Source organism: Actibacterium sp. D185-2, from assembly GCF_054954595.1.
The window spans coordinates 22,764-46,503 of record NZ_JBPWNX010000001.1 but is presented as its reverse complement, the minus strand read 5'-3'; the positions used below and the strand labels follow the sequence as shown (position 1 = coordinate 46,503).

At 65.9% G+C, this 23,740-nt stretch carries 27 protein-coding genes; 12 read left to right on the top strand and 15 right to left on the bottom strand.

Translation table 11 applies throughout. The features are described 5' to 3' along the window. Positions 1-33: 33 nt before the first annotated feature. Positions 34-1,077, top strand: a complete 1,044-nt coding sequence (locus ACSR1C_RS00270; RefSeq protein ID WP_460257319.1) for an NAD(P)/FAD-dependent oxidoreductase — start codon at positions 34-36, stop codon at positions 1,075-1,077. Between the two features lie 12 nt (positions 1,078-1,089). Here the strand turns inward: ACSR1C_RS00270 and ACSR1C_RS00265 are convergent, their stop codons facing one another. Further along, positions 1,090-1,890 carry an HTD2 family dehydratase gene (locus tag ACSR1C_RS00265; RefSeq protein ID WP_460257318.1) on the bottom strand — a complete coding sequence of 267 codons (801 nt, stop codon included), beginning with the start codon at positions 1,888-1,890 and terminating at the stop codon, positions 1,090-1,092. A gap of 41 nt (positions 1,891-1,931) precedes the next feature. On the opposite strand from ACSR1C_RS00265, the gene ACSR1C_RS00260 reads away from it, so the two are divergent. Both ACSR1C_RS00260 and ACSR1C_RS00255 read left to right on the top strand, forming a co-directional pair. Next, the gene (locus ACSR1C_RS00260; RefSeq protein WP_460257317.1) at positions 1,932-2,330 is read left to right on the top strand and encodes a VOC family protein; all 399 of its coding nucleotides are present in this window, start codon (positions 1,932-1,934) and stop codon (positions 2,328-2,330) included. A gap of 66 nt (positions 2,331-2,396) precedes the next feature. Next, positions 2,397-4,052: a thiamine pyrophosphate-binding protein gene (locus ACSR1C_RS00255; RefSeq protein WP_460257316.1), complete on the top strand. Its 1,656-nt coding sequence runs from the start codon at positions 2,397-2,399 to the stop codon at positions 4,050-4,052. Here the strand turns inward: ACSR1C_RS00255 and ACSR1C_RS00250 are convergent. The 3 genes from ACSR1C_RS00250 to ACSR1C_RS00240 are packed head-to-tail and all read right to left on the bottom strand — an operon-like array spanning position 4,049 to position 5,582. Further along, positions 4,049-4,516, bottom strand: a complete 468-nt coding sequence (locus ACSR1C_RS00250) for a GNAT family N-acetyltransferase (protein WP_460257315.1) — start codon at positions 4,514-4,516, stop codon at positions 4,049-4,051. The two genes, ACSR1C_RS00255 and ACSR1C_RS00250, sit on opposite strands and share 4 nt — an antisense overlap. 3 nt (positions 4,517-4,519) lie before the next feature. After that, positions 4,520-5,236: an LrgB family protein gene (locus tag ACSR1C_RS00245; protein WP_460257314.1), complete on the bottom strand. Its 717-nt coding sequence runs from the start codon at positions 5,234-5,236 to the stop codon at positions 4,520-4,522. Continuing rightward, the gene (locus tag ACSR1C_RS00240; protein WP_460257313.1) at positions 5,229-5,582 is read right to left on the bottom strand and encodes a CidA/LrgA family protein; all 354 of its coding nucleotides are present in this window, start codon (positions 5,580-5,582) and stop codon (positions 5,229-5,231) included. The genes ACSR1C_RS00245 and ACSR1C_RS00240 overlap by 8 nt, the downstream gene beginning before the upstream one ends. Positions 5,583-5,709: 127 nt before the next feature. Between ACSR1C_RS00240 and ACSR1C_RS00235 the strand changes: the two genes are divergently transcribed. Next, positions 5,710-6,543, top strand: coding sequence for a class I SAM-dependent methyltransferase (locus ACSR1C_RS00235; RefSeq protein ID WP_460257312.1), 834 nt, complete (start codon positions 5,710-5,712; stop codon positions 6,541-6,543). Positions 6,544-6,595: 52 nt separating this feature from the next. On the opposite strand, the gene ACSR1C_RS00230 is transcribed toward ACSR1C_RS00235, so the two are convergent. Then, positions 6,596-7,810, bottom strand: a complete 1,215-nt coding sequence (locus ACSR1C_RS00230) for a TsoY family (seleno)protein (protein WP_460257311.1) — start codon at positions 7,808-7,810, stop codon at positions 6,596-6,598. 162 nt (positions 7,811-7,972) lie between these two features. On the opposite strand from ACSR1C_RS00230, the gene ACSR1C_RS00225 reads away from it, so the two are divergent. Then, positions 7,973-8,275 carry a hypothetical protein gene (locus ACSR1C_RS00225; protein ID WP_460257310.1) on the top strand — a complete coding sequence of 101 codons (303 nt, stop codon included), beginning with the start codon at positions 7,973-7,975 and terminating at the stop codon, positions 8,273-8,275. Here ACSR1C_RS00225 and ACSR1C_RS00220 read toward each other — a convergent pair. After that, entirely contained in the window at positions 8,268-8,735 is a 468-nt protein-coding gene (locus tag ACSR1C_RS00220; protein WP_460257309.1) for a GNAT family N-acetyltransferase, read from the bottom strand. The genes ACSR1C_RS00225 and ACSR1C_RS00220 overlap by 8 nt on opposite strands. Positions 8,736-8,975: 240 nt before the next feature. On the opposite strand from ACSR1C_RS00220, the gene ACSR1C_RS00215 reads away from it, so the two are divergent. After that, positions 8,976-12,431, top strand: coding sequence for a chromosome segregation SMC family protein (locus ACSR1C_RS00215; RefSeq protein ID WP_460257308.1), 3,456 nt, complete (start codon positions 8,976-8,978; stop codon positions 12,429-12,431). Positions 12,432-12,614: 183 nt separating this feature from the next. Then, positions 12,615-13,547, top strand: coding sequence for a hypothetical protein (locus tag ACSR1C_RS00210; RefSeq protein ID WP_460257307.1), 933 nt, complete (start codon positions 12,615-12,617; stop codon positions 13,545-13,547). 62 nt (positions 13,548-13,609) lie between these two features. On the opposite strand, the gene ACSR1C_RS00205 is transcribed toward ACSR1C_RS00210, so the two are convergent. The 3 genes from ACSR1C_RS00205 to ACSR1C_RS00195 all read right to left on the bottom strand — a co-directional run bounded on the left by ACSR1C_RS00205 (position 13,610) and on the right by ACSR1C_RS00195 (position 16,887). Next, entirely contained in the window at positions 13,610-14,527 is a 918-nt protein-coding gene (locus ACSR1C_RS00205) for a PRC-barrel domain-containing protein (RefSeq protein WP_460257306.1), read from the bottom strand. A 134-nt stretch (positions 14,528-14,661) separates the two neighbouring features. Continuing rightward, positions 14,662-15,837: a lytic murein transglycosylase gene (locus ACSR1C_RS00200; protein ID WP_460257305.1), complete on the bottom strand. Its 1,176-nt coding sequence runs from the start codon at positions 15,835-15,837 to the stop codon at positions 14,662-14,664. Between the two features lie 60 nt (positions 15,838-15,897). Continuing rightward, the gene (locus ACSR1C_RS00195) at positions 15,898-16,887 is read right to left on the bottom strand and encodes a glutathione S-transferase family protein (RefSeq protein ID WP_460257304.1); all 990 of its coding nucleotides are present in this window, start codon (positions 16,885-16,887) and stop codon (positions 15,898-15,900) included. A gap of 177 nt (positions 16,888-17,064) precedes the next feature. On the opposite strand from ACSR1C_RS00195, the gene ACSR1C_RS00190 reads away from it, so the two are divergent. Further along, positions 17,065-17,412 carry a hypothetical protein gene (locus ACSR1C_RS00190; protein WP_460257303.1) on the top strand — a complete coding sequence of 116 codons (348 nt, stop codon included), beginning with the start codon at positions 17,065-17,067 and terminating at the stop codon, positions 17,410-17,412. A 19-nt stretch (positions 17,413-17,431) separates the two neighbouring features. Here the strand turns inward: ACSR1C_RS00190 and ACSR1C_RS00185 are convergent, their stop codons facing one another. Then, a complete protein-coding gene (locus tag ACSR1C_RS00185; RefSeq protein ID WP_460257302.1) occupies positions 17,432-18,604 on the bottom strand; it encodes a MalY/PatB family protein in 1,173 nt (390 codons plus the stop codon). Beyond that, on the bottom strand, positions 18,594-18,842 hold the full coding sequence (locus ACSR1C_RS00180) for a hypothetical protein (protein WP_460257301.1): 249 nt from the start codon (positions 18,840-18,842) through the stop codon (positions 18,594-18,596). Before ACSR1C_RS00180 ends, ACSR1C_RS00185 begins: the two co-directional genes overlap by 11 nt. On the opposite strand from ACSR1C_RS00180, the gene def (ACSR1C_RS00175) reads away from it, so the two are divergent. The 4 genes from def (ACSR1C_RS00175) to ACSR1C_RS00160 are packed head-to-tail and all read left to right on the top strand — an operon-like array spanning position 18,841 to position 21,035. Continuing rightward, positions 18,841-19,362, top strand: coding sequence for a peptide deformylase (def, locus tag ACSR1C_RS00175; protein WP_460257300.1), 522 nt, complete (start codon positions 18,841-18,843; stop codon positions 19,360-19,362). The genes ACSR1C_RS00180 and def (ACSR1C_RS00175) overlap by 2 nt on opposite strands. After that, positions 19,359-19,859 (top strand): peptide deformylase, encoded by a 501-nt coding sequence (gene def, locus ACSR1C_RS00170; RefSeq protein ID WP_460257299.1) that lies wholly within the window; start codon positions 19,359-19,361, stop codon positions 19,857-19,859. Before def (ACSR1C_RS00175) ends, def (ACSR1C_RS00170) begins: the two co-directional genes overlap by 4 nt. Continuing rightward, positions 19,859-20,758, top strand: coding sequence for a methionyl-tRNA formyltransferase (fmt, locus tag ACSR1C_RS00165; RefSeq protein ID WP_460257298.1), 900 nt, complete (start codon positions 19,859-19,861; stop codon positions 20,756-20,758). Before def (ACSR1C_RS00170) ends, fmt begins: the two co-directional genes overlap by 1 nt. A gap of 37 nt (positions 20,759-20,795) precedes the next feature. Beyond that, positions 20,796-21,035, top strand: a complete 240-nt coding sequence (locus ACSR1C_RS00160) for a GlsB/YeaQ/YmgE family stress response membrane protein (RefSeq protein ID WP_460257297.1) — start codon at positions 20,796-20,798, stop codon at positions 21,033-21,035. A 53-nt stretch (positions 21,036-21,088) separates the two neighbouring features. Here ACSR1C_RS00160 and rnhA read toward each other — a convergent pair whose 3' ends face one another. From rnhA to ispH, 4 genes are read right to left on the bottom strand one after another with little or no spacing between them, the layout of a single operon-like run. Further along, positions 21,089-21,538, bottom strand: coding sequence for a ribonuclease HI (rnhA, locus tag ACSR1C_RS00155; RefSeq protein WP_460257296.1), 450 nt, complete (start codon positions 21,536-21,538; stop codon positions 21,089-21,091). Further along, positions 21,531-22,127 (bottom strand): class I SAM-dependent DNA methyltransferase, encoded by a 597-nt coding sequence (locus ACSR1C_RS00150; RefSeq protein WP_460257295.1) that lies wholly within the window; start codon positions 22,125-22,127, stop codon positions 21,531-21,533. The genes rnhA and ACSR1C_RS00150 overlap by 8 nt, the downstream gene beginning before the upstream one ends. Then, the gene (locus ACSR1C_RS00145) at positions 22,124-22,738 is read right to left on the bottom strand and encodes a LysE family translocator (protein WP_460257294.1); all 615 of its coding nucleotides are present in this window, start codon (positions 22,736-22,738) and stop codon (positions 22,124-22,126) included. Before ACSR1C_RS00145 ends, ACSR1C_RS00150 begins: the two co-directional genes overlap by 4 nt. 12 nt (positions 22,739-22,750) lie before the next feature. Then, positions 22,751-23,701, bottom strand: a complete 951-nt coding sequence (gene ispH, locus ACSR1C_RS00140) for a 4-hydroxy-3-methylbut-2-enyl diphosphate reductase (protein ID WP_460257293.1) — start codon at positions 23,699-23,701, stop codon at positions 22,751-22,753. Positions 23,702-23,740: the final 39 nt, after the last annotated feature.

The following is a 23,740-nucleotide window of genomic DNA, read 5'->3' as shown; positions in this document are numbered from 1 at the left end:
TCAACGGCGCGAGAATGGGGAAGGCCGCGGGGAATGGCAACGGTCGATGTAACGGTGATGGGGGCGGGCGCGTTCGGCCTGTCGGTGGCGTTCGCCTGTGCCGCGCGGGGGGCCCGGGTGCGCGTGGTCGAAAAGCGGCGTGTCGGCGCGGGTTCCAGCGGCGGGGTGGTCGGCGCGCTGGCCCCGCACACGCCCGAGCGCTGGAATGACAAGAAGGCGTTTCAGTTCGACAGCCTGATCATGGCGGATGCGTTCTGGGCGCGGGTCGCGGCGGTTTCGGGCCTGTCGCCGGGCTATGGCCGTATGGGACGGCTGCAACCGATCGCGGACGCACGCGCGCTGGGCTTGGCGCGGGAACGGCAGGATCAGGCCGCCGGGCTGTGGCAGGGCAAGGCGCAGTGGCGGGTGGTGCCGGCCGATGATTTCGCGGGCTGGGCACCGCCAAGCCCCACCGGGCTGTTGATCCACGACACGCTGACCGGGCGGCTGCACCCGGCACAGGCCTGTGCGGCGCTGGCGGGCGGGATTCGGGCGCTGGGCGGCGAAGTGGTGATCGGCGACGCCTCGCAGCAGGGCGCGGTGATCTGGGCCACGGGGTATGAGGGGCTGCTGGCGTTATCTGATGCGCTGGGCCGCCCGGTGGGCAACGGGGTGAAGGGGCAGGCACTGCTGCTGGACTTTGATGCCCGCGACCGGCCCCAGCTTTTCGCCGACAGCCTGCATTTCGTGCCCCATGCGGATGGGACATTGGCGATCGGGTCCACCTCGGAACGTCTGTTCGACGGGCCCGATACGACCGATGCGCAACTGGACGCGCTGCACATCCGCGCCATCGCGGCGGTGCCGCAACTGGCCGGGGCGCGGGTTTTGCAGCGCTGGGCGGGCGTGCGCCCCCGTGCCAAAAGTCGCGCGCCGATGCTGGGGCCGTGGCCGGGGCGGCCGGGGCATTTCATCGCCAATGGCGGTTTCAAGATCGGTTTCGGCATGGCGCCCAAGGTAGCGCAGGTGATGGCCGATCTGGTGCTTGAAGACCGCGACGGCATACCGCCGGATTTCCGGGTCGAGGCCAGCCTGTAGCGCGGGCCGTTTTCAGCCGGTCTGTGCCTCGGCCTCCATGCACATGCGCCCGTCCGGGCCGCGCACCCACAGGGCGCTGCCGGTGCGGCACAGCGCGGCCTGTTCAAAATCCATCAAAGGCGCGAAGGCCCGGAAGCGGAACCCTGACAGCGGCCCCAGCTCGCGCGTGGCCTTCAGCATCAACAGTTGCGCCAGCAACGGGCCATGCACCACAAGCCCGGCGTACCCCTCGACCGTGCGGCAATAGTCGCGGTCATAATGGATGCGGTGGCCGTTGAAGGTCAGCGCCGAATAGCGAAACAACAAGGTGGGCGAAAACTGCGCGGAGGCTGTGCTGTCGGCGGTGCCGGGCGCCTGCCGGGGGGCGGGTTGCGGCGCGGCGGGGTCTGGGTCTTCGCGGTAGACCAGATCCTGATGCTCGGTCACGCACAGGCGGCCTGCCTGCCGGATCTCGTGGCGCAGGGTGACGAAGGCCAGCGGACCGGATCGGCCCTGCTTTTGGCTGATCCCTTTGATGACCGTGCGCTTTTCAGCCGTCGCGCCCGTGTGCAGCGGCGCGTGAAAGGCCAGCCGCCCGCCCGCCCACATCCGCCGCGGCAGGCCCAGATCGGGCAGAAAGCCGCCAAGCTTCGGGTGCCCGTCGCGGCCCAGGTTTGCGGGCGGCTGCGGATCCCAGAAATAGATCTGATGGAAGAACGGCGGCAGCACGCCGTCGCCTGCGTCCGACAGGCCCAGCGTTGCCCGCAGCGCCGCGGCGCGGGCCGGGTCCATCACATCGTTCAGGGTTTGTGTTTGTCCGATTGTCTGGTGCATGGTGGCGACGCTAGATCCACCGCCGGCAGGAGGCAATGCCCATGACACCCAGGCTGACATCGCTTGACCACCTCGTGCTGACCGTGGCGAATATCGCCCACACGGTCGCCTTCTATGAACAGGTGCTGGGCATGGAGGTGCGGGAATTTCATCCCGCCGACGGCTCGACCCGCACCGCGCTGATCTTCGGCAGCCAAAAGATCAACCTGCATCCGGCGGGGCTGGAATTCGACCCCAAGGCGCGCCACGCCACACCGGGCAGTGCCGATCTGTGCTTTCTGTCCGATACGCCGCTGGCCCGTTGGCAGACCCATCTGGCGGGTTGGGGCATCGTCGTCGAGGAGGGACCGGTTGTGCGCACCGGGGCCATGGGGCCGATCCTTTCGATCTATCTGCGCGATCCCGACGGCAACCTGATCGAGATCGCGAACCCGGCCTGAGCCGCCTTGCCCCCGGCGCGGGGCTGGCGCAGGGTGCGCGGGAAATGCACAGCGGGAGGCGGACAGATGGCACGGCATGGCGGGCGGATTCTGGTGGATCAACTGGTGATTCAGGGCATCAAACGGGTGTTTTCCGTGCCCGGCGAAAGCTTTCTGGCGGCGCTGGACGGGCTTTATGACGCCGGTATCCAGAACATCGTCTGCCGCCACGAAGGCGGCGCCGCGATGATGGCCGAGGCGCAGGGCAAGCTGACCGGCCAGCCCGGCGTTCTGTTCGTCACGCGCGGGCCGGGGGCTACCAATGCCTCGGCCGGGCTGCATGTGGCGATGCAGGACAGCACGCCGATGGTGGTCTTTGTCGGCCAGATCGCGCGCGCCCACCGCGACCGCGAAGCGTTTCAGGAGGTGAATTACCGCGCCTTTTTCGGCCCGCTGGTGAAATGGGTGGCCGAGGTGGACCAGACCGACCGCCTGCCGGAATATATCGCCCGCGCCTTTCATGTGGCGTGCGCCGGGCGGCCCGGCCCGGTGGTTCTGGCCCTGCCCGAGGATATGCTGAGCGCGCTGGCCGATGTCGCCGACATCCCCGCGCCCGCGCCCGTTCCCGCCCCGGTCAGCGATGCACAGGTGGTGGCCCTGTTGGCGGCGCTGGACGGGGCCGCGCGCCCGCTGGTGGTGGCCGGTGGACCGGGCTGGGGCGCGCAGGCGGCGCGCGATCTGGCGGCATTTGCCGAGCGGTTCGATTTGCCCGTGGCGGTCGATTTCCGGCGGCAAGGCCATATGGACAACCGGCATCCGAACTATGCGGGCGATCTGGGTGTGGGCATGAACCCCAAACTGGGTGCGCGGCTGCGTGACGCCGATCTGATAATCGCGCTGGGCACGCGGCTGGGCGATATCGAAACCGGCGGTTATACCCTGTTGGACCCGACCGCGCAGGGTACGCGCATCGTCCATGTCCACCCCGACCCCGATGAACTGGGCCGCGTGTTCCGCCCCGATCCCGGCATCGCCGTGCCCGCGCCGCAAATGCTGACCGCGCTGGCCGGGGCGCATGGCCCCGCGCCGCGCTGGGCCGGTTGGACCCGCGCCGCGCGGGCGGACTACGACGCCTGGACCGCGCCCAAGGAAACCCCCGGCGCGGTCAAGATGGAAGGCGTGGTGGCCTGGCTGTCGGCCAATCTGCCCGAGGATGCGATCATGACCAATGGCGCGGGCAATTACGCGGCCTTCCTGCACCGCTATTTCCGGTTCAAGCAGGCGGGCACACAGCTTGCGCCCACGTCAGGGTCGATGGGCTATGGCTTTCCGGCGGCGATTGCCGCCAGTCTGGAACATCCCGGCCGCACCGTGGTCTGCCTGGCCGGGGATGGCGATTTTCAGATGACGTTGAACGAATTTTCAACCGTGATGCAACACGGAGCCAAGCCGATCGTGGTGGTCGCCAATAATGGCCGCTATGGCACGATCCGGATGCATCAGGAACGCAGTTATCCCTGCCGGGTCAGTGGCACCGATCTGGCCAATCCAGATTTTGCGGCGCTGGCGCGGGCCTATGGCGGGCATGGCGAGCTGGTGGTGGACGGCGCCGAATTTCCGGCGGCGTTCGGGCGCGCCGCGGGTTCCGGCCTGCCGGCGGTGATTGAACTGCGGCTTGATCCGCAGGCGCTGTCGCCCGCGCTGACGCTGGCCCAGGCGCGCGCACTGGGCGAGGCGCGCTAAACCGGCTTGCGCAGGGTCAGGCTGGTGGGGTGGTCAAAGCCGGGATGGGCGGTTTCGCCCGCCTGCACAAAGCCCAGCGCCGCAAAGGCGGCGTGGTTTTCCACCATTTCGACCCGGGTTTGCAGCTCCAGCACCGGCAGGCCCATCGCGGCGGCGCGGCGCCCGGCCAGGGTGACAAGCGCGCGGGCATATCCCTTGTCGCGGTGCGGCTGCGCCACGGCCAGCTTGCCCAGATAAAGCGCGTCTGTCTGGCGGGTCAGGAACATGCAGGCGACGGGGGCGCCGGCCTCTTCGATCACCCAGACCTCGCCCTGTCGCGCATGGCGGGCGATGCTGGCTTCGGTCAATCGGTGCATCGACGAGGGCGGGTCGATCCGCCCTTCCATATAGGCAAAGCTGGACTGGATCAGCCGCAGAACCGCGCGCCAGTCATAAGGGTCGGTGGCGCGGATCGGTTCGATCATGGCTCAGAACACCCAGCTTGCGATCAGCGGCGCCAGGATCGCCGTCAGCATCGCGTTCAGCCCCATGCCGATCCCCGCGAAGGCCCCGGCGGTTTCATTGACCTGAAAGGCCCGCGCCGTGCCGATACCGTGCGCGGCCACCCCCACGGCAAAGCCGCGCGCGCGCCAGTCGCGCACCCGCAGCAGGTTCAGCAGCGGCGTGACCGTGATCGCGCCGATGATGCCGGTCAGGATTACCAGAACGGCCGTCAGGGTGGGCGATCCGCCGATGCTTTCGGAAATGCCAAGGGCCACCGGCGCGGTGGCCGATTTAGGCGTCAGCGAAATCAGCACCTCGCCGCGCAGCCCCAACGCCCAACCGACCCCCAGCGCGCTGAGCATCGCGGTCAGCGACCCGGCCAGCAGGGCGGCGATCAGCGGCAGCGCGCTTTGGCGGATCCGCGCCAGATTGCGGTGCAGCGGCACCGCCAGCGCCACGGTCGCCGGGCCCAGCATGAAATGCACGAACTGGGCGCCCTCGAAATAGGTGGCATAGGGGGTGCGTGTGATCCACAGCAGCAGCGCCAGCAGGATCACCGCGATCAGCACCGGGTTGGCAAAGGGCCGCCGCCCGGCCGCGCGAAACACGCTGTCGCCGATGACATAGGCGATCAGTGTCGCGGTCAGCCAGATCAGCGGGTCACGGGCCAGATAGCTCCAGATTTCGGCGAATTCAGGCATTCCCCGACCCCGTCATGCGGGCCACGGCGGTGAACACCAGCGCGCCCACGGCAATCGCCGCCACGGTGGACAGGATCAGTGCCAGCAGGATCGGCCCGCCGTCACGTTCCAGCAGATTCAGGTGCCCGACAATGCCGACCCCGGCCGGAACGAACAGCAGTGACAGATGCGACAACAGCCCTTGCACGGTGTCGTGCAGCCGGGCCGCCACGCGCGGCGCGGCCATCAGAAAGATCAGCAGAAACGCCATCCCGACCACCGGGCCGGGCAGCGGCAGGCCCAAGGCGCGGCTGGTCACTTCGCCGGCAAGCTGGAAGATCAGCAGGATGGTCAGGTTCAGGATCATCTGTTGCTCCGTTTTGAACCGATCTGTCGAAGGATCGTAGCGATGGCGCACTGCGGATCAAGATCTTACGCATGGGGTCCCGGCGGACAGGCTTGCATGCGGACGGCGGCCGCGCCTAGGCTGTGGCGTGGCTGACCCTCTGACCTTTGGTATCACAATGACCGATCTGTCCGACATCACTGCCGCCAATCGCGCCGCATGGGACGCCTCGGCCCCGCTGCACGGGCAGGGCGCCGGGTGGGAGGCGTTGCTGAAACACGCCGCCAGCCCCGGCTTCTCGGTGCTGGATGACACGCTGGTTGCCACCCTGCGCGGGCTTGATCCGGCGGGCCGGCGGGTGGTGCAGATCGGCTGCAACAACGGGCGTGAACTGTTGTCGACCCGCGCGCTGGATGCCGTGCCGGCGCTGGGCATCGACCAATCCGCCGCCTTTCTGGATCAGGCCGCGCAACTGGCCCGCGCGGCGGGCGAGGGTTGCCGTTTCCTGTGTTCCGATATCTATGCCCTGCCGCCCGACACGCCGGGCGATTTCGATCTTGGCCTGATCACCATCGGCGTGCTGAACTGGATGCCCGACCTGCCCCGGTTCTTTGCGGCGGTTGCCGGCCTGCTGGCCCCGGGCGCGCCGCTGGTAATCTATGAAACCCACCCTGTACTGGAAATGTTCGACCCCGACGCCGCAGATCCATTCAGCCCGGCCCAGTCCTATTTCACCCGCGCGCCCTATGTGTCGGATCAGGCGATCACCTATGACGGCAGCAGCGGGGGCACGGCCCCGGTCTCCTACTGGTTCATCCATACGATGGGCGGGATCGTCACCGCCTGTGCCGCCGCCGGGCTGGCGATCGAACGGCTGACCGAGCATCCCCATTCCAACCGCGAGGTGGAATACGACATCTATCAGGGCCGCGAGGCGCAACTGCCGATGTGTTACACGCTGGTGGTCCGCAAGACGGGCTGACGCAGGACGGGGGGCGAAGGCCCCCCGCCGCCTATCCCCGCGCGCGGATTTGTTATTCGGCCGGCACCGCCTGTGCCGTGCGCGCATGGCCGAAATGGCGGCGATTCAGATGGATCATCAGCCAGATCGTCGCGATCTGCAGCACCAGCGCCACCGCCGTGACCGCCCAATAGCCGGTGCTGAACCTGGTCAGCAGTCCTGCGGCCACCAGCCCCTTGTTCAGCCAGAAATGGGTCATCACCGACAGTGCCACGCCGGGGCAGATCAGCGCATAGGCTCCCACCGAATTGTCGGCGCCGAACAGGAACTGCCGGGCATAGCCCTGACGGCGCAGCACCAGCAGGCCCAGCAGCAGGAACACGATCTGTACGCTCAGCAGCCGCGACAGCAGCATCAGGGTTTCCACCGCAACACTTTCGGCGCCGAAGGTCACATGCATCCCGTGTTCCTGGCGCAGCATCATGATGCCCAGCACCGTCATGATCGGCACGACGATCATCAGGGTCGGGCCGGATTCCCGGGCGGTGCCGTAATGCAGCATCGAGTTGAAGCCGGTGACCGCCGCGATCACCGCATAAAGCGCTGCGGCGACACTGAAGAAGGTCGAACCGATCAGCGCGATGCCGGCGGTCAGGGGGGTCGTGCTCATCGCGGCGGGGGCGGCAAAACCCACGGCGACCATCGACAGGGCGAACGCGGGCAAAAGCTGGGCAAAGGAGTTGTGCGCCGTCATGTCGAACACGCCGCCCTTGGTCAGCACCCGGCCGAGGAAATCACCAAGCTGGCGGAAGGCGAGCCAGCCAATCGCGGCAAAGGCGATCAGCGCGGCGGGAAACAGGTATTCCACCACGCGCCACAGCCCCGGCACGAAGACAAGACCCAGAATGAAGCCGACATTGACGGCCATCGCCAAGGCCAGCGGCATCGCAAGAAGCTGGGTTTCGCCATTGCTGGCGACCAGATCGCGAAATGCCTCGGTCCGGCGAAAACGGCGGTATTGGGCGATGTTCCAGACCAGATGGCGGATATTCAGAAAGGCGAAGGCGGCGATCCCCAGATAGGCGACCGCAATGGCGATTTGCAGCGGCAGGGCGCCTGCGCCAAAGGCGGCGGCGACATCCTCGAACACCGGAACCGGCTGGTTCGGATGGTTCACCCAGAAAAACAGATACATGAAGAACGACACGGCCAGACCGCCCGCCCCGACGGAGGCCAGAAAATAAAGCGGCGAATACCGATCCGCCGGACGGGAAAGCGTCGTTTGCATTGCAACGTCCTTATCATATTCCAATTTAAGAATATGTTATCCGATCCCGCCCAGCCCTGCCCATGCGGCATTACGCAGCACCCCCGCCGCGCGGCCGCCTTAAGCCTTCCTTTACCATTTAAGTGTCCGCTGGCCCGCGCGGGCCACACAGGAGGGCGACGAATGCGGGTTTGGCTGGTGGTGGGGTTATGGCTGATGGCCGGGTGCGACAGCCCCGCCGTCACCATGCACGGCGTTCCAGCCCGGCAGGTCAGCGTCGATAACAGCCGCTTCAGCGTCTATGTGCAGGGCAACCGGGCCGAGGCGATCCGCACTAATGTGGAATACGGGCGCGGCGCGCGGGGGATCATGGCGCGCAGCTACCGCGCCATCGAACTGGCCAGCGGATGCCAGATCGTGCCGGGCACCTTCGATGGCGACCCTGCGCGGATGACAGCCAACATTGCCTGCGCCGGCGTCAGTTGACGCAAGCGCCCACCTGTTTTTCCAGAAACAGATTCGACGCAATGTCGGGATAGCCGCCGAAGGCCGGGCAATCGACATAGCCCAGCGTGCGGTACAGGGCCACGGCCTCGGTCAGGGCGTCGCCGGTTTCCAGCCGTATTAGGCACAACCCGATATCGCGCGCGGCCTTTTCAAGCGAAGCCATCAGCGCCCGGGCCAGGCCCAGCCCGCGTGCCTCGGGCTGCACGAACAGCCGCTTCACCTCGCCATAGCGGCCCTGATCCACCAGCGCGACGCAGCCTAGGGCGCGGCCCTGGACCCGCGCGACCAGAAACTGGGTGTTCGGGGTGGCCAGTTCCTTGGCGGAGAAGCTGAAGCATTCCTCGGGCGGGAACACCGCCCGCAGTGCCGCCTCGCTGGCGTCGATCAGGGCGCGGCTGTCGGGGCGCAGCGGGCTTTCGGTGCGGATTGTCAGGCTCATGCCGGGGCTCCTGGCAGCGGGTGATTCAGGGAACACTTTATTTCCAGTTGGTTACCCGTTTGGGTCAACCCCATAAACTGTCACACTCCGGTCACGTTAGGATATGGGCCAATCGCGCCAATCCGGCCAATATCTTGTGGAAAACCGCGCATCATACCGCAGATCATGTGGCCTTTGCTTGACTCGGGGCGCTACAAGCCGAAACATTCAGAACCTCTCGGAATCACAAAAAGGCCCATCTTGCGTTTCACCCGGCTCAGACTCAACGGCTTCAAAAGCTTCGTGGACCCGACCGATCTGGTGATCATGGACGGGCTGACCGGCGTTGTCGGCCCCAATGGCTGCGGCAAGTCCAACCTGCTGGAGGCGCTGCGCTGGGTGATGGGTGAAAACCGCCCCACCGCGATGCGCGGCGGCGGGATGGAGGATGTGATCTTTGCCGGTGCCGCTACCCGCCCGGCGCGCAATTTCGCCGAGGTCAGCCTGACCCTGGATAACACCGAGCGGCTGGCGCCTTCGGGGTTCAACGACAGTGATGGGCTGGACATCGTGCGCCGGATCACCCGTGACGCGGGTTCTGCCTATAAGGTGAACACCAGGGACGTGCGGGCGCGCGATGTGCAGATGCTGTTCGCCGATGCGTCGACCGGGGCGCATTCGCCGGCACTGGTGCGGCAGGGCCAGATCGCCGAGCTGATCAACGCCAAACCCAAATCGCGTCGCCGCATTCTGGAAGAGGCGGCCGGGATTTCCGGGCTTTATCAGCGTCGTCACGAGGCCGAGCTGAAGCTGAAAGGCGCCGAAACAAATCTGGCCCGCGTCGATGATGTGGTCGAGCAATTGGCCAGTCAGTTGGCGCAACTGGCCCGTCAGGCCCGTCAGGCCGCCCGCTATCGCGAAATCGGGGCAGAGCTGCGCCGCGCCGAGGGGTTATTGCTGTACCGCCGCTGGAAAGAGGCGGACGAGGCCCGCGCCGCGACCGGGGCCGAATTGACCGAGCGCACCAAGCTGGCCGCCCAGGCCGAAGGCGCCGCGCGTCAGGCCGCCAAGGCGCGCGCTGCCGCCGATGATCGCCTGCCGCCGTTGCGCGAGGAAGAGGCGATCGCCGCGGCGGTTCTGCAACGGCTTCAGGTTCAGCGCGACACGCTGAACGATCAGGAGACCCGCGCCCAGCAGCTGATCGAGACGCTGACCGCGCGGATTGGCCAGCTGACCCACGACATGGAGCGCGAAGCCGGGCTGAACCGTGACGCGGGCGAAACGATCGAGCGGCTGGAATGGGAGCAGGCCCAGCTTGCCAGGGCGGGCGAAGGCCACCCCGAGGCGCTGGAGGCCGCCGCCACCGCCGCGCATGACGCCGCCGAGGTGTTGCGCGACCGCGAGGCCGCCCTGTCGGAACTGACCGAGGATGTGGCCCGTCTGGCCGCCCGGCACCAGTCGGCGCACCGCCTGTTGGACGATGTCACCAAGACCCTGACCAAGAACGAGGCCGAGGCCGCGCGCGCCCGCAGCACCGTCGCCGGGGCCGAGGCCGCGCTGGCCAAGGCCGCGGGCGATGTGGCCATCGCCGAGGCCGAGCAGGCCCGCGCGGTCCAGACGGCGGAAAATGCCGAAAGCGCGCTGGCCGCTGCCGACGAGGCCCGCGCCGAGACCCAGGCCCGCGAAGCCGACGCCCGCGCCGAATATTCAGAGGCCGAGGGCGAGGCCGGCGCGCTGCGCGCCGAGGTGGGCGCGCTGGCCCGGCTGGTCGAACGCGACACCGCCGAAGGGGGCCAGATCCTTGATCAGCTTCGGGTAGAGCCGGGCTTTGAAAAGGCGCTGGGCGCGGCACTGGGCGACGATCTGCGCAACCCCGAAATTGCGGGCGACGCGCCCTCGGGCTGGGCCGCGCTGCCCGGCTATTCCCCGGCGCAGACCCTGCCCGATGGGATCCCGGCGCTGTCCAACCACGTCTCGGGCCCCATGGTGATGACCCGCCGCATGGGGCAGATCGGCCTGATTGACCCGGCCGACGGCCCGCGCCTGCAGCCGCTGCTGAAACCCGGCCAGCGGCTGGTCAGTCTGGCCGGCGATCTGTGGCGCTGGGATGGTTACCGCGCCGGTGCGGCCGATGCGCCCTCGGCTGCGGCGCTGCGGTTGCAGCAGTTGAACCGGCTGGTGGAACTGAAGCGCGATCTGGAAGAGGCGGCCGCCCGCGCCGCCGGGGCCGCACAGGCGCATGAGCTTTTGAAAAAGCGTCTGGCCGATCTGACAGAGGCCGACCGCCTGGCGCGTCAGGCGCGCCGCGATGCCGACCGTCTGGTGGCCGATTCCGGGCGCGCCCTGTCGCGGGCCGAGGCCGACCGCTCGATCGCGGGGACCAAGCTGGAAAGTGCCCAGCTTGCCGTGGCCCGGCATGAAGAAGAGGCGATGGCCGCCCGCACCCGTCTGAAAGAGGCGCAGGCCGCAATGGCCGATCTGGGCGATCTGGATGCGGCGCGCGGGCAGGTCGAGGACGTCAAGATGACGGTCGAAGCCGCGCGGATGACGATGCTGGCCAAACGCTCGGCCCATGACGAGCGACGCCGCGAGGGCGAGGCCCGCACCAAACGCCGCCAGGAGATTACCAAAGAGATCAGCGGCTGGCGTCTGCGTCTGGAAACCGCTGAAAAGCGGATCGGCGAGTTGGCCGAGCGCAAGGAAACCTCCGAGGCGGAGCTGAAAGAGGCCGCCACCGCGCCCGGGGAAATCGCGGCGAAACGGGCCGAACTGGGCGATGCGATCGAGGCCGCCGAGACCCGCCGCCGTGCCGCCGCCGATGCGCTGGCAGAGGCCGAAACCGCCCTGCGTGCCGCCGAGCAGGCCGAGCGCGACGCCGAACGGGCCGCGTCGGAGGCGCGCGAGGCCCGCGCCCGCGCCGAGGCCCGCGCCGATGCCGCCCGCGAAACCGTGGCCCATGCCGCCGCCCGGATCGAGGAGGATCAGGAGGTCACGCCGCAGGCCCTGCTTGAAACACTGGACACCGATCCCGACCGGATGCCGCCCGCCGAGACGATCGAGCATGATGTGAACCGCCTGAAACGCCAGCGCGACGCGCTGGGCGCGGTGAACCTGCGCGCCGAGGAAGACGCCAAAGAGGTGCAGGACGAGCATGACATGCTGGTCAGCGAAAAGCTGGATCTGGAAGCGGCGATCAAGGCGTTGCGCAGCGGGATTTCCGGCCTGAACCGCGAAGGGCGCGAGCGGCTGCTGACCGCGTTCGAACAGGTGAACAGCAATTTCGCGCTGCTGTTCACCCATCTGTTCGGTGGCGGCGAGGCCAGGCTGGTTCTGGTCGAATCCGACGACCCGCTGGAGGCCGGTCTGGAAATCATGTGCCAGCCGCCGGGCAAGAAACTGTCCACTCTCAGCCTGCTGTCGGGCGGCGAGCAGACGCTGACCGCGATGGCGCTGATCTTTGCGGTATTCCTGGCCAACCCTGCGCCGATCTGTGTGCTGGACGAGGTCGACGCGCCGCTGGACGATGCCAACGTGACCCGGTTTTGCGACCTGCTGGACGAAATGACCCGCCGCGCCGATACCCGGTTCCTGATCATCACCCACCACGCGGTGACGATGAGCCGGATGGACCGGCTGTTTGGCGTGACCATGGCCGAACAGGGGGTCAGTCAGCTTGTATCGGTCGATCTGAAGAAGGCCGAACAGATGGTCGCGTGACGCCAATCTGGAGTCCGCCCAACCGGGATTCAACCATGGGTCGGCCTGATGCCGCATCGGCAGGCAATACGCATGTCCATGCCACAAGTTTCAGCACGCCTTGGCCGACCCCACGCTTTACGCATTTCCGGGGCCTTGCTACGAAATTGAAGGGGAGCCCGTATTTCAATTCGGAGATTCGACTTGGAACAGAAAACCTTTAATTTGGCCGATGCCGTTCAGGCTGGCGGAAGGTACTTTGCGAGTGCCGTCAAATCCGTATTTTCCACCTACTGGCTGGTGGTTGTTGTGCTCTCGGTTGTCATGGCGATCATCTCCCGAATGGGGATCAAGGCCACTGCAAGCGCCAGTTTCGCCCAGGCCATGGAACGCTCCGATCCGGGTGCGATGCTGACGGCGTTCATTCTGGCCTGCATCCAGGTGGCGCTGTTGTTCCTTTTCCTCACCTATGCCGCGGCCGGGACCTATGCGCAGGCCTCTGGCGTGCCGTCGCAGGGCTATGCGTTCAAGATGGGCACCGGCGACACGCCGTTGTTCGGCGTGACGGTCGAGCAAAGCATGATGACCCGCACTTCGTTCAAACGGCTGCTGGCCTTGTGGCCGTTTCTGGTGGCGGTGCTGGTCTATGCGCCGGTTGGGGCGCTGAGCATGCAGATCACCCTGTCGGGATTTAGCGGCGCGGATGTGACGGCGGCCAAGTTGACGCGGCTGATTCTGCAACTGATCGCGCTGTTCTTTTTCCTTTGGTATATGGCCAAGGTGTCGCGGCACTATCTGTTCCGGGCCGCCGTGATCACCGAAACCAAAGCCGCCGACCCCGAGGAGATCGCGGCCTATCTGCCGGGCCGGTTTCCGGCCAATCTGCGCAGCGCGGGATATTGGCGTTGTGCCGGCCTGATCCTGGCGGCCTGGTTTCCGGTTTGGGCCGTTGGCTGGCTTCTTGGAAAGATCTACGCGGCGCTCGACGTCTTCGAAACCGGCTTTGTCGCGCTGCTGATATCGAACCTTGTGATGTTCATGGCCTGGGCGCTGGCGCTGACCTTCCTGTCCGGCGCGCAGGCCTATATCCGCGGGGTCGGGGCGGTCGTTCCCGTGGCGACGCCGGAAGAAGGCTGATACGCGCATAGAAAAAGGGCCCGGCGCAGGCCGGACCCTTTTCATGTAATGGATGCGTGGGGTTAGCCCTGATATTCGGGCAGTGCTTTCAGCGCTTCCTTGTCGGCATCGATATAGATGCGCAGGTCGTCGCCATCTTCCGAGCGCTGGATGTTCAGACGCTCCATTTCGACGACCACCGGCTTTTCGCCAAGGCCCAGAAAACCGCCAACCTCGATCACGACGGCGCTGATCTTGTCATCTTCGATCACCAGATCAGAGATTTCGCCAACGCGTTCGTCATTGATGCCGCGCACACTGGCGCCGGTCAGGTCTTCGGCGGTCAGGTCGGCCGGGTTGGCGCCGACATAGCCGTCAACCGTCACGTCAGGCACCTGCATGTCCAAAGCGTCGTCCGTGTCGGCCGTCGCATCGGTATCGGTCCGGGGCTGATCGGTGGCGGCCATCGTCGAATCGGCCTTGGTGCCATCCTGCAGCGCGGCGTCGGTGTTCATGTCCGCCTCTTTGCCCGAGGTCAGATCATCCCACCAGGTGCCGATGCTTTCGGCGTCGAATTCGGGCGCGTTTTCCAGCTGGGCGCGGTCGGCGTTGAAGACGATGAAATATTCACCTTCGTCATCGCTGTCGGCAACCATGTTCAGCTGGCTCATGTTCACGGCAACGGTCTTTTCGCCGATGCCAAGAAAGCCGCCGATGTCGACCAGGATCACTTCCAGCGAACCGTCGCGCGACAGGATCACGTCGTTGATTTCGCCGATGTCTTCCCAGTTTTCGTCAGCCTCGTTCACGGCGGCGACGCGGGTGCCGGCTTTGGCGGTATAGACCCGCTTGCCCAGCAGTTCCGAGGCGCGCAGATCGGCGCCGCCGGTTTCCACAGTGTTGAAGTCGACGAACTGATCGTCGGTCATGCCATGGCTTTCCGACAGTGCCGGACCGGCCAGAACAAGGATCATCGCGGACGATGCAATGAGTTTACGCATAGTAAATTCCTCCGTTTATCAGCATGTATCGGGGCGTGCTGCCCCTTGCCGATACAACCGAAGGACGGAGGGATCTGTTCCCGGCGATATTTTTCGCCGGACCGGGAACTTTTTGGACGCGGGCGTAACGCGGGTCAGAGCTTGTTCAGCAACGCCCGCGTCGGCCAGGCATCGGCGGGCAGGCCCTGCCGCTTTTGCTCGCTCTGCACGGCCTCGCGGGTTCGCTCGCCCAGAATGCCGTCGATTCCGCCCACGTCATGCCCGCGTGCGGTCAGCTTTTGCTGCAGCGCTTTCATCTCGGCCCCGCTCAGCCCCGGTTCGGGATTGCCCGCATCATAGACTGGCGCACCTTCCAGCCGGGTGGCGAAATAGGCGGCGGTGGTGACGTAGACGAAGCTTTTGTTCCATTCGAAATAGATGTTGAAATTGGGATAAGCCAGAAAGGCCGGACCGTTGCGCCCCATCGGCAACAGCACTGATGCCGGCAGGTTGCCCGACGCCAGCGCGCCCGTGCGCGGCCTGACCCCCAGCCTGGTCCAGTCGCTGACCCGCTTGCTGTGGTTCAGCCCGGTTTGCGACCAGTCCAGATTTTGCGGCAACACGACTTCCTGCAACCACGGCTCCCCCGCGCGCCAGCCCAGCCCGCGCAGCACTTTGGCCCCCGACATCAACGCGTCGGGCGGTGAGGTTTTCAGGGTCACATGCCCGTCGCCGTCACCGTCCACGCCGTTGGTCAGAATGTCCCCGGGCAGCATCTGCACCATGCCGATCTCGCCCGCCCAGGCGCCGGTGGTGCGGGCCGGATCGAAATCGCCACGCTCAAAAAGCTTCAGCGCGGCGAAGATCTGCGGGCGGAACAGTTCGGGCCGGCGGCAGTCATGCGCCAGCGTGACCAGCGAATTCAGCGTGTTGAAATCGCCCTGCACCGCGCCGTAATCGGTTTCCAGGGCCCAGAAGGCCAGAAGCACCCCGCGCGAGACACCATAGTCGCGTTCGATCCGGTCAAACACGGCATCCCATTTCGCGGCGTTGCGTGCGCCGTTGTCGATGCGGTTCTGGCTGATCACCCGGCGCGAGAAGGTGATGAAATCAAGCTGGAACACCCCTTGGGCCCGATCGGCGCGGATCACGGCGGGGTCGTGCCGCACCGGCGCAAAGAACCGATCGACCGTGGCGGCGCTGTGGCCCTTGGCGGTGGCCTCTTTCTTCAGCCCGGAAACGAACGAACCGAAACTTCCGCCACAGGGGACATCCGCCGCGGCCACAGTGGAAAACAGCAGGCCGGCGGCCAGGGTCAGGGCGAAACGCATCACATTCTCCAAACACAGTTTGGCGGAACACTAGCAGCCCGGCATGTGCTGGCAACCGCGTCAGGCGGCTTTCAGCCACTCCCGGCCATGCGGTTCCATCCAGTCGATCCGGGGGCCGGTGGGGACGATACGATACGGGTTGATCGTGTCGTGGCTGAAATAGTAGTGCCGCGCGATGTGGTCGAAGTGAACGGTCTTCGAAACGCCCGGCCACTGATACAGTTCGCGCATATAGGCCCACAGGTTCGGAAAATCGGTCAGCCGGTTACGGTTGCATTTGAAATGGCCGTGATAGACCAGATCGAACCGCACCAGCGTGGTGAACAGCCGCCAGTCGGCCTCGGTCACGCGGTCACCCATCAGATAGCGCCGGGTGGCCAGCCGGGCCTCAAGCCAGTCCAGCGTGTCGAACAGGGGGCCGATTGCTTCGTCATAGGCGGTTTGGGTGGTGGCGAAACCGGCCTTGTAGACGCCGTTGTTCACGGTGTCATAGATGCGCGCGTTCACCTCTTCGATACCGGCGCGCAGGTCGGCGGGCCAGAAATCGGCGCGGTTGCCGGTCAGCCCGTCGAAGGCGCTGTTGAACATGCGGATGATTTCGGACGATTCGTTGGACACGATGGTGTTGCGCGCCTTGTCCCACAGCACCGGCACGGTGACGCGCCCCGACACGTCGGGCCGCGCGCGGGTGTAAATGTCGCGCAGGAAGGGCAGGCCGAACTGGGCGTCGCCGGTGGCGCCGTCGAAATCGGTGGCGAAGGTCCAGCCGTCCGACAGCATGTCGGGATGCACGACCGATACGCCGATATGGTCCGTCAGCCCCTTCAGTGCGCGGAAGATCAGGGTGCGGTGCGCCCAGGGGCAGGCGTAGCTGACATAAAGATGATAGCGCCCGCTTTGCGCCGCGAAGCCGCCCGTGCCGCTTGGCCCGGCGCTGCCGTCGGCAGTGATCCAGTTGCGGAATCCGGCGGTCGAGCGCTGAAACCGCCCGCCGCTTTTCTTCGTATCATACCATGCGTCATCCCAGACGCCGTTCACCAACTGGCCCATCGCGCTCTCCTTTTGCTCCCTTGACCTAGGGGGATGGGTGGCCGGGACCTATCCGAAAAATGCGCGCAGTGGCTCTGCGGACATGCACGGGACAGAAAATCACGGGTCAAATACAAGGTGTTCTTGACGGCCCCGGCTTAAACAATAACTTCAGGGTTCGGATAAGGATTGTCTGCCATGTCAGAGTTTTTGCCAAAAGAGGTCCGCGAGGGCCTGGAAATGGCGCGCAAGGCGTCGCTGCGGAAGAAAAACCGCCTGCGGGTTCGCGCGGGCGAAGACAGCTATCCGGTGCTGCGCTTCTGGTCGGGCGGGTTTTCGCTGGACGCCGATACGGCGCCGCATCTGCGCGGGCTGGTCGATGTGTTCGATGGCGGGCGGCATCTGTATCAGGCGCTGATCGTGGCCTCGTCCGAAGAGGCGGGCGAGTTGATCTTCGAATTCAAGCGCAACACCGCCGCCGTCGACAAGGCGCCGCTGGATTTCTATCGCGCGCCGGATGCGCCGATCGCGCTGCTGGGGCGCTGAACGGCGCATCGCGTATCCGTTATTGCAGGTCTGCGAACGCCGCCTGAATGCGGGCGACCGCATCCTCGACCACCGCTTTCGGGGTCGCCAGATTGAAGCGCAGGAAATTCCCGCCCCCCATGCCGAAGGTGGGGCCGTGGTTCGCGGCGATCTTCGCGTCTTTCTCGACCCGGCGGGTGAATTCGGCCGCATCCATCCCGGTGCCCGAGAAATCGACCCAGGCCAGATAGGTTGCCTCCAGCGGCATGGACCGCAGCCCCGGAATGGCGTTCATGCCCGCGTCGAACACCCGCCGGTTTTCGTCAAGATAGGCCATCAGCGCATCGACCCATTCGGCCCCTTCGGGGGAATAGGCCGCCGTCGCCATGATCAGGCCGAAGGAATTGGGCGACAGGCCAAGCGCGGCCATCCGCGCGGCGAACGTCGCACGCAGCGTCGGGTCGGCGATGATGACATTGCCGGTATGGCTGCCTGCGATATTGAAGGTCTTGGTGGTGGCGGTCATCATCACCAGCCGGTCGGCGATACTGTCATCGACCAGCGGCATCACCGTGTGGCTCTGCCCCGGAAACACCAGATCGTGGTGAATTTCATCCGATACCAGGATCAGATCGTGCCGCTTGCAGAAATCGGCGACGCCCTGCAACTCGTCCCGGCCCCAGACCCGGCCGCCGGGATTGTGCGGCGAGCACAGGATCACCATCTTCTCGGCCCCGGTCATCTGCGCGTCATAGGCGCCGAAATCCATTTCATAGCGGCCACCCCGGTCGACCAGCGGGCATTCGACAACCTTGCGCCCGGCGGCGGTGATGACCTTGGCGAAGGCGTGATAGACCGGGGTGAACAGGACCACGCCATCGCCCGGCCGGGTAAAGGCATCGACACACAGGCCGGTACCGTTGACCAGCCCGTGGGTGGTCAGGATCCAATCGGACTCGACCGTCCAGCTGTGCCGGTGCTGCATCCACCAGGCGACTGCGGCCAGATATTCGGCGCTGTCGCCGAAATAGCCATAGACCCCGTGATCGACCATGCCTTGCAGCGCGTCGCTGACGCAGCGCGGCGGGCGGAAATCCATGTCGGCCACCCACATCGCGATTCCGTCTTCGGCGGGGACATCATAGATTTTTTCCATCATGTCCCATTTTGCGGAATGGGTGCCTCGGCGGTTGATTATCTCGTCAAAATCCATTGCACTCTTTTTCTGTCAGGGCCTGATCTGTGCCGGTTTGCGGCGGCGGATTCAACGCGCTGCAATGATGTTCCATGGATAGATTTATTTCAGAAATAATTACCAAATCAATCGAAATAACCGGAACTATGTGCTGATAATTTCGCAAATTCCGGGACAAGGTTCCACACAGGAATTGACATGCAGGATCGACGCGGCCATTGCGCACCACAAAGTGATCGCCTAAATCGGGGGCCATGACAATTCGCCCTATTTTAATACACCCCGATCCGCGCCTCAAGAAAGTGGCTAAGCCCGTCGAAAAGATCACCGACGAGCTGCGCACCCTTGCCGGCGACATGCTGGAGACGATGTATGACGCGCCCGGCATCGGCCTGGCCGCGCCGCAGGTTGGTGTGCTCTCGCGTCTGCTGGTGATGGACTGCGTCAAGGAAGAGGGCGCGCCGCCGCGTCCGATGGCGCTGTTCAACCCGGAAATCACCTGGGCGTCCGAGGATGTCAGCACCTATGATGAGGGCTGCCTGTCGATCCCCGAGCAATATGCAGAGGTCGACCGCCCCTCTGAGGTCAAGGTGCGCTGGATCGATGTGAATGGCGAAACGCAGGAAGAGCATTTTGTCGGCCTCTGGGCGACCTGCGTGCAGCACGAAATCGACCACCTGAACGGCAAGCTGTTCATTGACTACCTCAAGCCGCTGAAGCGTCAGATGATCACCCGCAAGATGGTCAAGCTGAAGCGAGAGCGGGCGCGGGCGTGACGGCCCGGCCGTTCGTTCCCTGGCCCGACCCGCGGCTGAAGACCGCCGCCGCACCCGTCGGTGACATCACCGATGCAATTCATGCGATCTGGGACGACATGGTGGACACCATGGATGCGATGCCGGGCTACGGGCTGGGCGCGCCGCAGATCGGGGTGATGCTGCGGCTGGCGGTGGTGGATTGCTCGGACGCGCGCGGACAGGCGGTGCGCATGGCCAACCCCGAAATCCTGCATGCCTCGGCCATTCTGCGCGAGCATGAAGAGGCCAGCCCGAACCTGCCGGGCTTTTCCGCCGTGATCGCGCGCCCCCGCGCCGTGACCGTGCGGTTCCTGAACGCGGCGGGCAAGGTCGAAGAGCGCGATTTCGTCAACCTCTGGGCCACTTCCGTGCAACACCAGATCGACCATCTGAACGGGCGGATGTATTTCGACCACCTGTCGCGGCTGAAACGCGACCGGCTGTTGAAACGCGCCGCCAAGCTGGGGGGCCGCTGATGCGTGTCGTGTTCATGGGAACGCCAGAATTTTCGGTGCCGGTGCTGGATGCGCTGGTGGCGGCCGGGCACGACATCGCCTGCGTCTATTGCCAGCCGCCCCGCCCCGCCGGCCGGGGCAAGAAGGACCGCCCCAGCCCGGTGCAGGCACGGGCCGCGGCGCTGGGCCTGCCGGTTCGCCACCCGGCGCGCCTGCGCGATGAGCAGGCGCAGGCCGAGTTCGCCGCGCTGCGGGCCGATGTGGCGGTGGTCGTGGCCTATGGGCTGATCCTGCCACAACCGGTGCTGGACGCGCCGCGGTTCGGCTGCCTGAACATCCATGCCTCGCTGTTGCCGCGCTGGCGCGGGGCGGCACCGATTCATCGCGCGATCATGGCGGGGGATACGCAAACCGGCGTGTGCATCATGCAGATGGAGGCGGGGCTGGATACCGGCCCGGTGCTGCTGCGCCAGGCCACCCCGATCGGCGACACGGAAACCACCGCCCAGTTGCACGACCGGCTGTCGGCCATGGGCGCGCGCCTGATTGTCGAGGCGTTGCACCGTCTGCCCGATCTGGTGCCCGAGGCGCAGCCCGATACGGGCGTGACCTATGCCGAAAAGATCGACAAATCCGAGGCGCGGGTGGACTGGACCCGCCCGGCCATCGAGGTGGACCGCCACATTCGCGGCCTGTCGCCGTTTCCCGGCGCCTGGTGCGACGTGGCGGGGGAACGGGTCAAGCTGCTGCGATCCCGCATGGCGCAGGGCCAGGGTGATCCGGGGCAGGTGCTGCACGGGTTGACCATCGCCTGCGGCAATGGGGCGGTCGAGGTGTTGGAGGTCCAGCGCCAAGGCAAGCGCCCGATGCTGACCGAAGAGTTCCTGCGCGGTTTTTCCCTGCCCGAGCGGCTGAACTGACCTTTCCAAACCCCGGCCGCACAGGCATAGTCGCGTCATGCATGTGCTGTTCTTGATCATCGTCGGGGCTGCGGCCGGGTTTATCGCCACACGGGCGATGAAGATCGAGGCCGATGTCGTCACCACCATCGTAATCGGCATTGCCGGCGCGCTGATCGGCGGGCTGGTGCTGCGGTTTCTGCTGATGCTGACGGGGCTGGCGGCGGGGTTCGTCGGCGCGATCCTGGGGGCGCTGCTGCTGATCTGGCTGTATCAGACCTATATCCAGAAACGCTGATCTGCCGCCTTCTTCTCGGCAAAAATACTCAAATCCGACGCTGACGTTCCGCCCTACTTGAAGGGTGCCATGCCGGCGCGGGCCAACTCGTCCGCGCGCTCATTCTCGGGGTGGCCGGCATGACCCTTGACCCATTGCCAGGTTACCCTGTGGCGCTTTTGCGCCGCGTCCAGCCGTTGCCACAACTCGATATTCTTCACCGGCTTCTTGGCGGCGGTCTTCCAGCCGTTGCGCTTCCAGCCATGGATCCACTGGGTTACGCCGTTCTTCACATAGGCGCTGTCGGTGACGATGGTCAGGGCGGTGTCGCGGGTCAGGCTTTCCAGCGCGTTGATCGCGGCCAACAGTTCCATCCGGTTGTTGGTGGTCTGTGCCTCGCCGCCCGACAGCGCGCGCTCTTTCACAACCGTGTCGCCGTCTTTGGCCTGAAGCAGCACACCCCAGCCGCCGGGGCCGGGGTTTCCGCTGCACGCACCGTCGGTATAGGCATAGAGATCAGGCATGGGCCCTCAGGGTAATCGACGGGGACGGGGTGCCTTCAAAGCCCGGCACCACCTCGCGCGTATCGCCGGTGATGGTGAAGCCTGCCTGTGCCACAAGGCGGTGCAACTCTTCAAGACTGTAATAGGTGTAAAACCGGTTTAGCCGGTCGCGCGCCGTGCCCTGGCCCAGCTTCATGCCCAACAGCAGTTGACCGCCGGGTTTCAGCGCCCGGTGCAGCGCGGCAAGGTGGCCGGGGAAATCGGCGCGCGGGGCGTGCAGCAGGCTGAAATGCGCCCAGATACCGTCGAATGCCGCAACCGCGTCCAGTGCCGAAAACGGCGCGACGGTGACCGCCAGCCCATGGCGTTCCCGCGCCACGCGGGCCATTTCGGCCGAGGCGTCCATCGCCGTCACCCGCAGCCCGGCGTCGCGCATCGCGGCGGCGGCCCAGCCCGGCCCGCAGCCCAGGTCAAGCGCAGCCCCACCCGGCGGCAGCGCCGCGATGAAATCGGCCAGCCGGGCGGCGACAGCGGCGGGCATGTTCCGGTCGGCGTACTCGTCGGCCCGTGCGTCATAGACCGCGATGGTGGTTTTGTCGGGGGTGGTCATGCCCGCTCGAACGCCAGACGCAGGCCAAGGGCGGCAAAGACCGCGGCGAAGCTGCGATTGAGCCAGCGCATGGTGCGCGCACTGCCCAGTACCGCGTCGCGGGCGGCGGTGGCGAACAGACCGTAAAGGATGAAGATGACCAGCGTCATCACCATGAACACCGCCCCCAGCAGCGCCATTTCGGTCGTGGCGCTGGCCGGGTCGCCCGACAGAAAGGGCGGCAGCAGCGCCAGAAAGAAGATCGAAAGCTTGGGGTTGAGGATGTTGATCAGCGCGCCCCGGCGCACCACGCGCCACAGGCTTTCGGTCTGCCGCCGGCCGTCGATGCGAAGCGCCCCGCCAGCGGACAGCGATTGCCACGCCAGATACAGCAGATAGGCAACGCCCGCGAATTTCACGACCTGGAACAGCACAGCGCTCGTGTGCAGAACGGCGGCCAGCCCAAGTGCTGCGGCCACCAGATGCGGCACGATCCCCAGCGTGCAGCCCAGCGCCGCGAAGATCGCCGCGCGCCGTCCCTGCCCCAGCGCCAGCGCAAGGGTGTAGACAACCCCGGTGCCGGGCGCCAGAACGACGACAAGCGCGGTCAGCAGGAATTGGGCAGAGATCATGGTTTCGCCTCCTTACGCCGAAACCCGCAGCACACGGGGCAGTTTGAATTCGACGCTTTCCTGCGCGGTCTCGATCACCTCCAGCGTCACGTCGAACCGGGCGCGGAAGGCATCCACCACCTCGTCGATCAGCACTTCGGGGGCCGAGGCGCCGGCGGTCAGGCCAAGCGTGGCAATGCCGCCAAGCGCGCGCCAGTCGATTTCGTCCGCGCGCTGTACCAGCTGCGAATAGCCGCAGCCGGCGGCGCGGGCGACCTCGACCAGCCGGCGCGAATTCGAAGAGTTCGGCGCGCCGATCACCAGCATCGCATCGACCCGGGGCGCGATCGCCTTTACCGCCTCCTGCCGGTTGGTGGTGGCATAGCAGATGTCTTCCTTATGCGGCCCGACAATGGCCGGGAACCGCGCCCGCAGCGCCGTGACAATGCCCGCCGTGTCATCGACCGACAGGGTGGTCTGGGTGATGAAGGCCAGCTTGCCGGGATCGCGTACCCGCAGCCCGGCCACGTCATCGGCGGTTTCCACCAACAGAACTTCGCCTTCGGGCAGCTGGCCCATGGTGCCCACGGTTTCGGGGTGGCCGGCATGGCCGATCATCACCATTTGCAGCCCGTTTTCAAAATGGCGCTCGGCCTCGATATGCACCTTGCTGACCAATGGGCAGGTGGCATCGACAAAGATCATCTCGCGCCGGGCGGCTTCGGCCGGGACGGCCTTGGCCACGCCATGGGCGGAAAAGATCACCGGGCGGTCGTCGGGGCATTCTTCCAGCTCTTCGACAAACACCGCGCCTTTTTCGCGCAGCCCGTCCACCACGTATTTGTTGTGCACGATCTCGTGACGCACATAGACCGGCGCGCCCCATTTCTGCAGAGCGATCTCGACGATCTTGATGGCGCGGTCCACACCGGCGCAAAAACCGCGCGGCGCGGCCAGATAAAGGGCGAGGGGGGGCTTGGACATCGGCGCTCTCCTGTCTCTGGGCAACAGGTAAGGCGAAGT

What these genes read in the sequence shown, in the direction of transcription:
- ACSR1C_RS00270 (WP_460257319.1), top strand. Translation starts at nt 34, where the DNA reads ATGGCAACGGTCGATGTAACGGTGATGGGGGCGGGCGCGTTCGGCCTG.
- ACSR1C_RS00265 (WP_460257318.1), bottom strand. Translation starts at nt 1,890, where the DNA reads ATGCACCAGACAATCGGACAAACACAAACCCTGAACGATGTGATGGAC.
- ACSR1C_RS00260 (WP_460257317.1), top strand. Translation starts at nt 1,932, where the DNA reads ATGACACCCAGGCTGACATCGCTTGACCACCTCGTGCTGACCGTGGCG.
- ACSR1C_RS00255 (WP_460257316.1), top strand. Translation starts at nt 2,397, where the DNA reads ATGGCACGGCATGGCGGGCGGATTCTGGTGGATCAACTGGTGATTCAG.
- ACSR1C_RS00250 (WP_460257315.1), bottom strand. Translation starts at nt 4,516, where the DNA reads ATGATCGAACCGATCCGCGCCACCGACCCTTATGACTGGCGCGCGGTT.
- ACSR1C_RS00245 (WP_460257314.1), bottom strand. Translation starts at nt 5,236, where the DNA reads ATGCCTGAATTCGCCGAAATCTGGAGCTATCTGGCCCGTGACCCGCTG.
- ACSR1C_RS00240 (WP_460257313.1), bottom strand. Translation starts at nt 5,582, where the DNA reads ATGATCCTGAACCTGACCATCCTGCTGATCTTCCAGCTTGCCGGCGAA.
- ACSR1C_RS00230 (WP_460257311.1), bottom strand. Translation starts at nt 7,810, where the DNA reads ATGCAAACGACGCTTTCCCGTCCGGCGGATCGGTATTCGCCGCTTTAT.
- ACSR1C_RS00225 (WP_460257310.1), top strand. Translation starts at nt 7,973, where the DNA reads ATGCGGGTTTGGCTGGTGGTGGGGTTATGGCTGATGGCCGGGTGCGAC.
- ACSR1C_RS00220 (WP_460257309.1), bottom strand. Translation starts at nt 8,735, where the DNA reads ATGAGCCTGACAATCCGCACCGAAAGCCCGCTGCGCCCCGACAGCCGC.
- ACSR1C_RS00205 (WP_460257306.1), bottom strand. Translation starts at nt 14,527, where the DNA reads ATGCGTAAACTCATTGCATCGTCCGCGATGATCCTTGTTCTGGCCGGT.
- ACSR1C_RS00200 (WP_460257305.1), bottom strand. Translation starts at nt 15,837, where the DNA reads ATGCGTTTCGCCCTGACCCTGGCCGCCGGCCTGCTGTTTTCCACTGTG.
- ACSR1C_RS00195 (WP_460257304.1), bottom strand. Translation starts at nt 16,887, where the DNA reads ATGGGCCAGTTGGTGAACGGCGTCTGGGATGACGCATGGTATGATACG.
- ACSR1C_RS00190 (WP_460257303.1), top strand. Translation starts at nt 17,065, where the DNA reads ATGTCAGAGTTTTTGCCAAAAGAGGTCCGCGAGGGCCTGGAAATGGCG.
- ACSR1C_RS00185 (WP_460257302.1), bottom strand. Translation starts at nt 18,604, where the DNA reads ATGGATTTTGACGAGATAATCAACCGCCGAGGCACCCATTCCGCAAAA.
- def (WP_460257300.1), top strand. Translation starts at nt 18,841, where the DNA reads ATGACAATTCGCCCTATTTTAATACACCCCGATCCGCGCCTCAAGAAA.
- ACSR1C_RS00180 (WP_460257301.1), bottom strand. Translation starts at nt 18,842, where the DNA reads ATGGCCCCCGATTTAGGCGATCACTTTGTGGTGCGCAATGGCCGCGTC.
- fmt (WP_460257298.1), top strand. Translation starts at nt 19,859, where the DNA reads ATGCGTGTCGTGTTCATGGGAACGCCAGAATTTTCGGTGCCGGTGCTG.
- ACSR1C_RS00160 (WP_460257297.1), top strand. Translation starts at nt 20,796, where the DNA reads ATGCATGTGCTGTTCTTGATCATCGTCGGGGCTGCGGCCGGGTTTATC.
- rnhA (WP_460257296.1), bottom strand. Translation starts at nt 21,538, where the DNA reads ATGCCTGATCTCTATGCCTATACCGACGGTGCGTGCAGCGGAAACCCC.
- ACSR1C_RS00150 (WP_460257295.1), bottom strand. Translation starts at nt 22,127, where the DNA reads ATGACCACCCCCGACAAAACCACCATCGCGGTCTATGACGCACGGGCC.
- ACSR1C_RS00145 (WP_460257294.1), bottom strand. Translation starts at nt 22,738, where the DNA reads ATGATCTCTGCCCAATTCCTGCTGACCGCGCTTGTCGTCGTTCTGGCG.
- ispH (WP_460257293.1), bottom strand. Translation starts at nt 23,701, where the DNA reads ATGTCCAAGCCCCCCCTCGCCCTTTATCTGGCCGCGCCGCGCGGTTTT.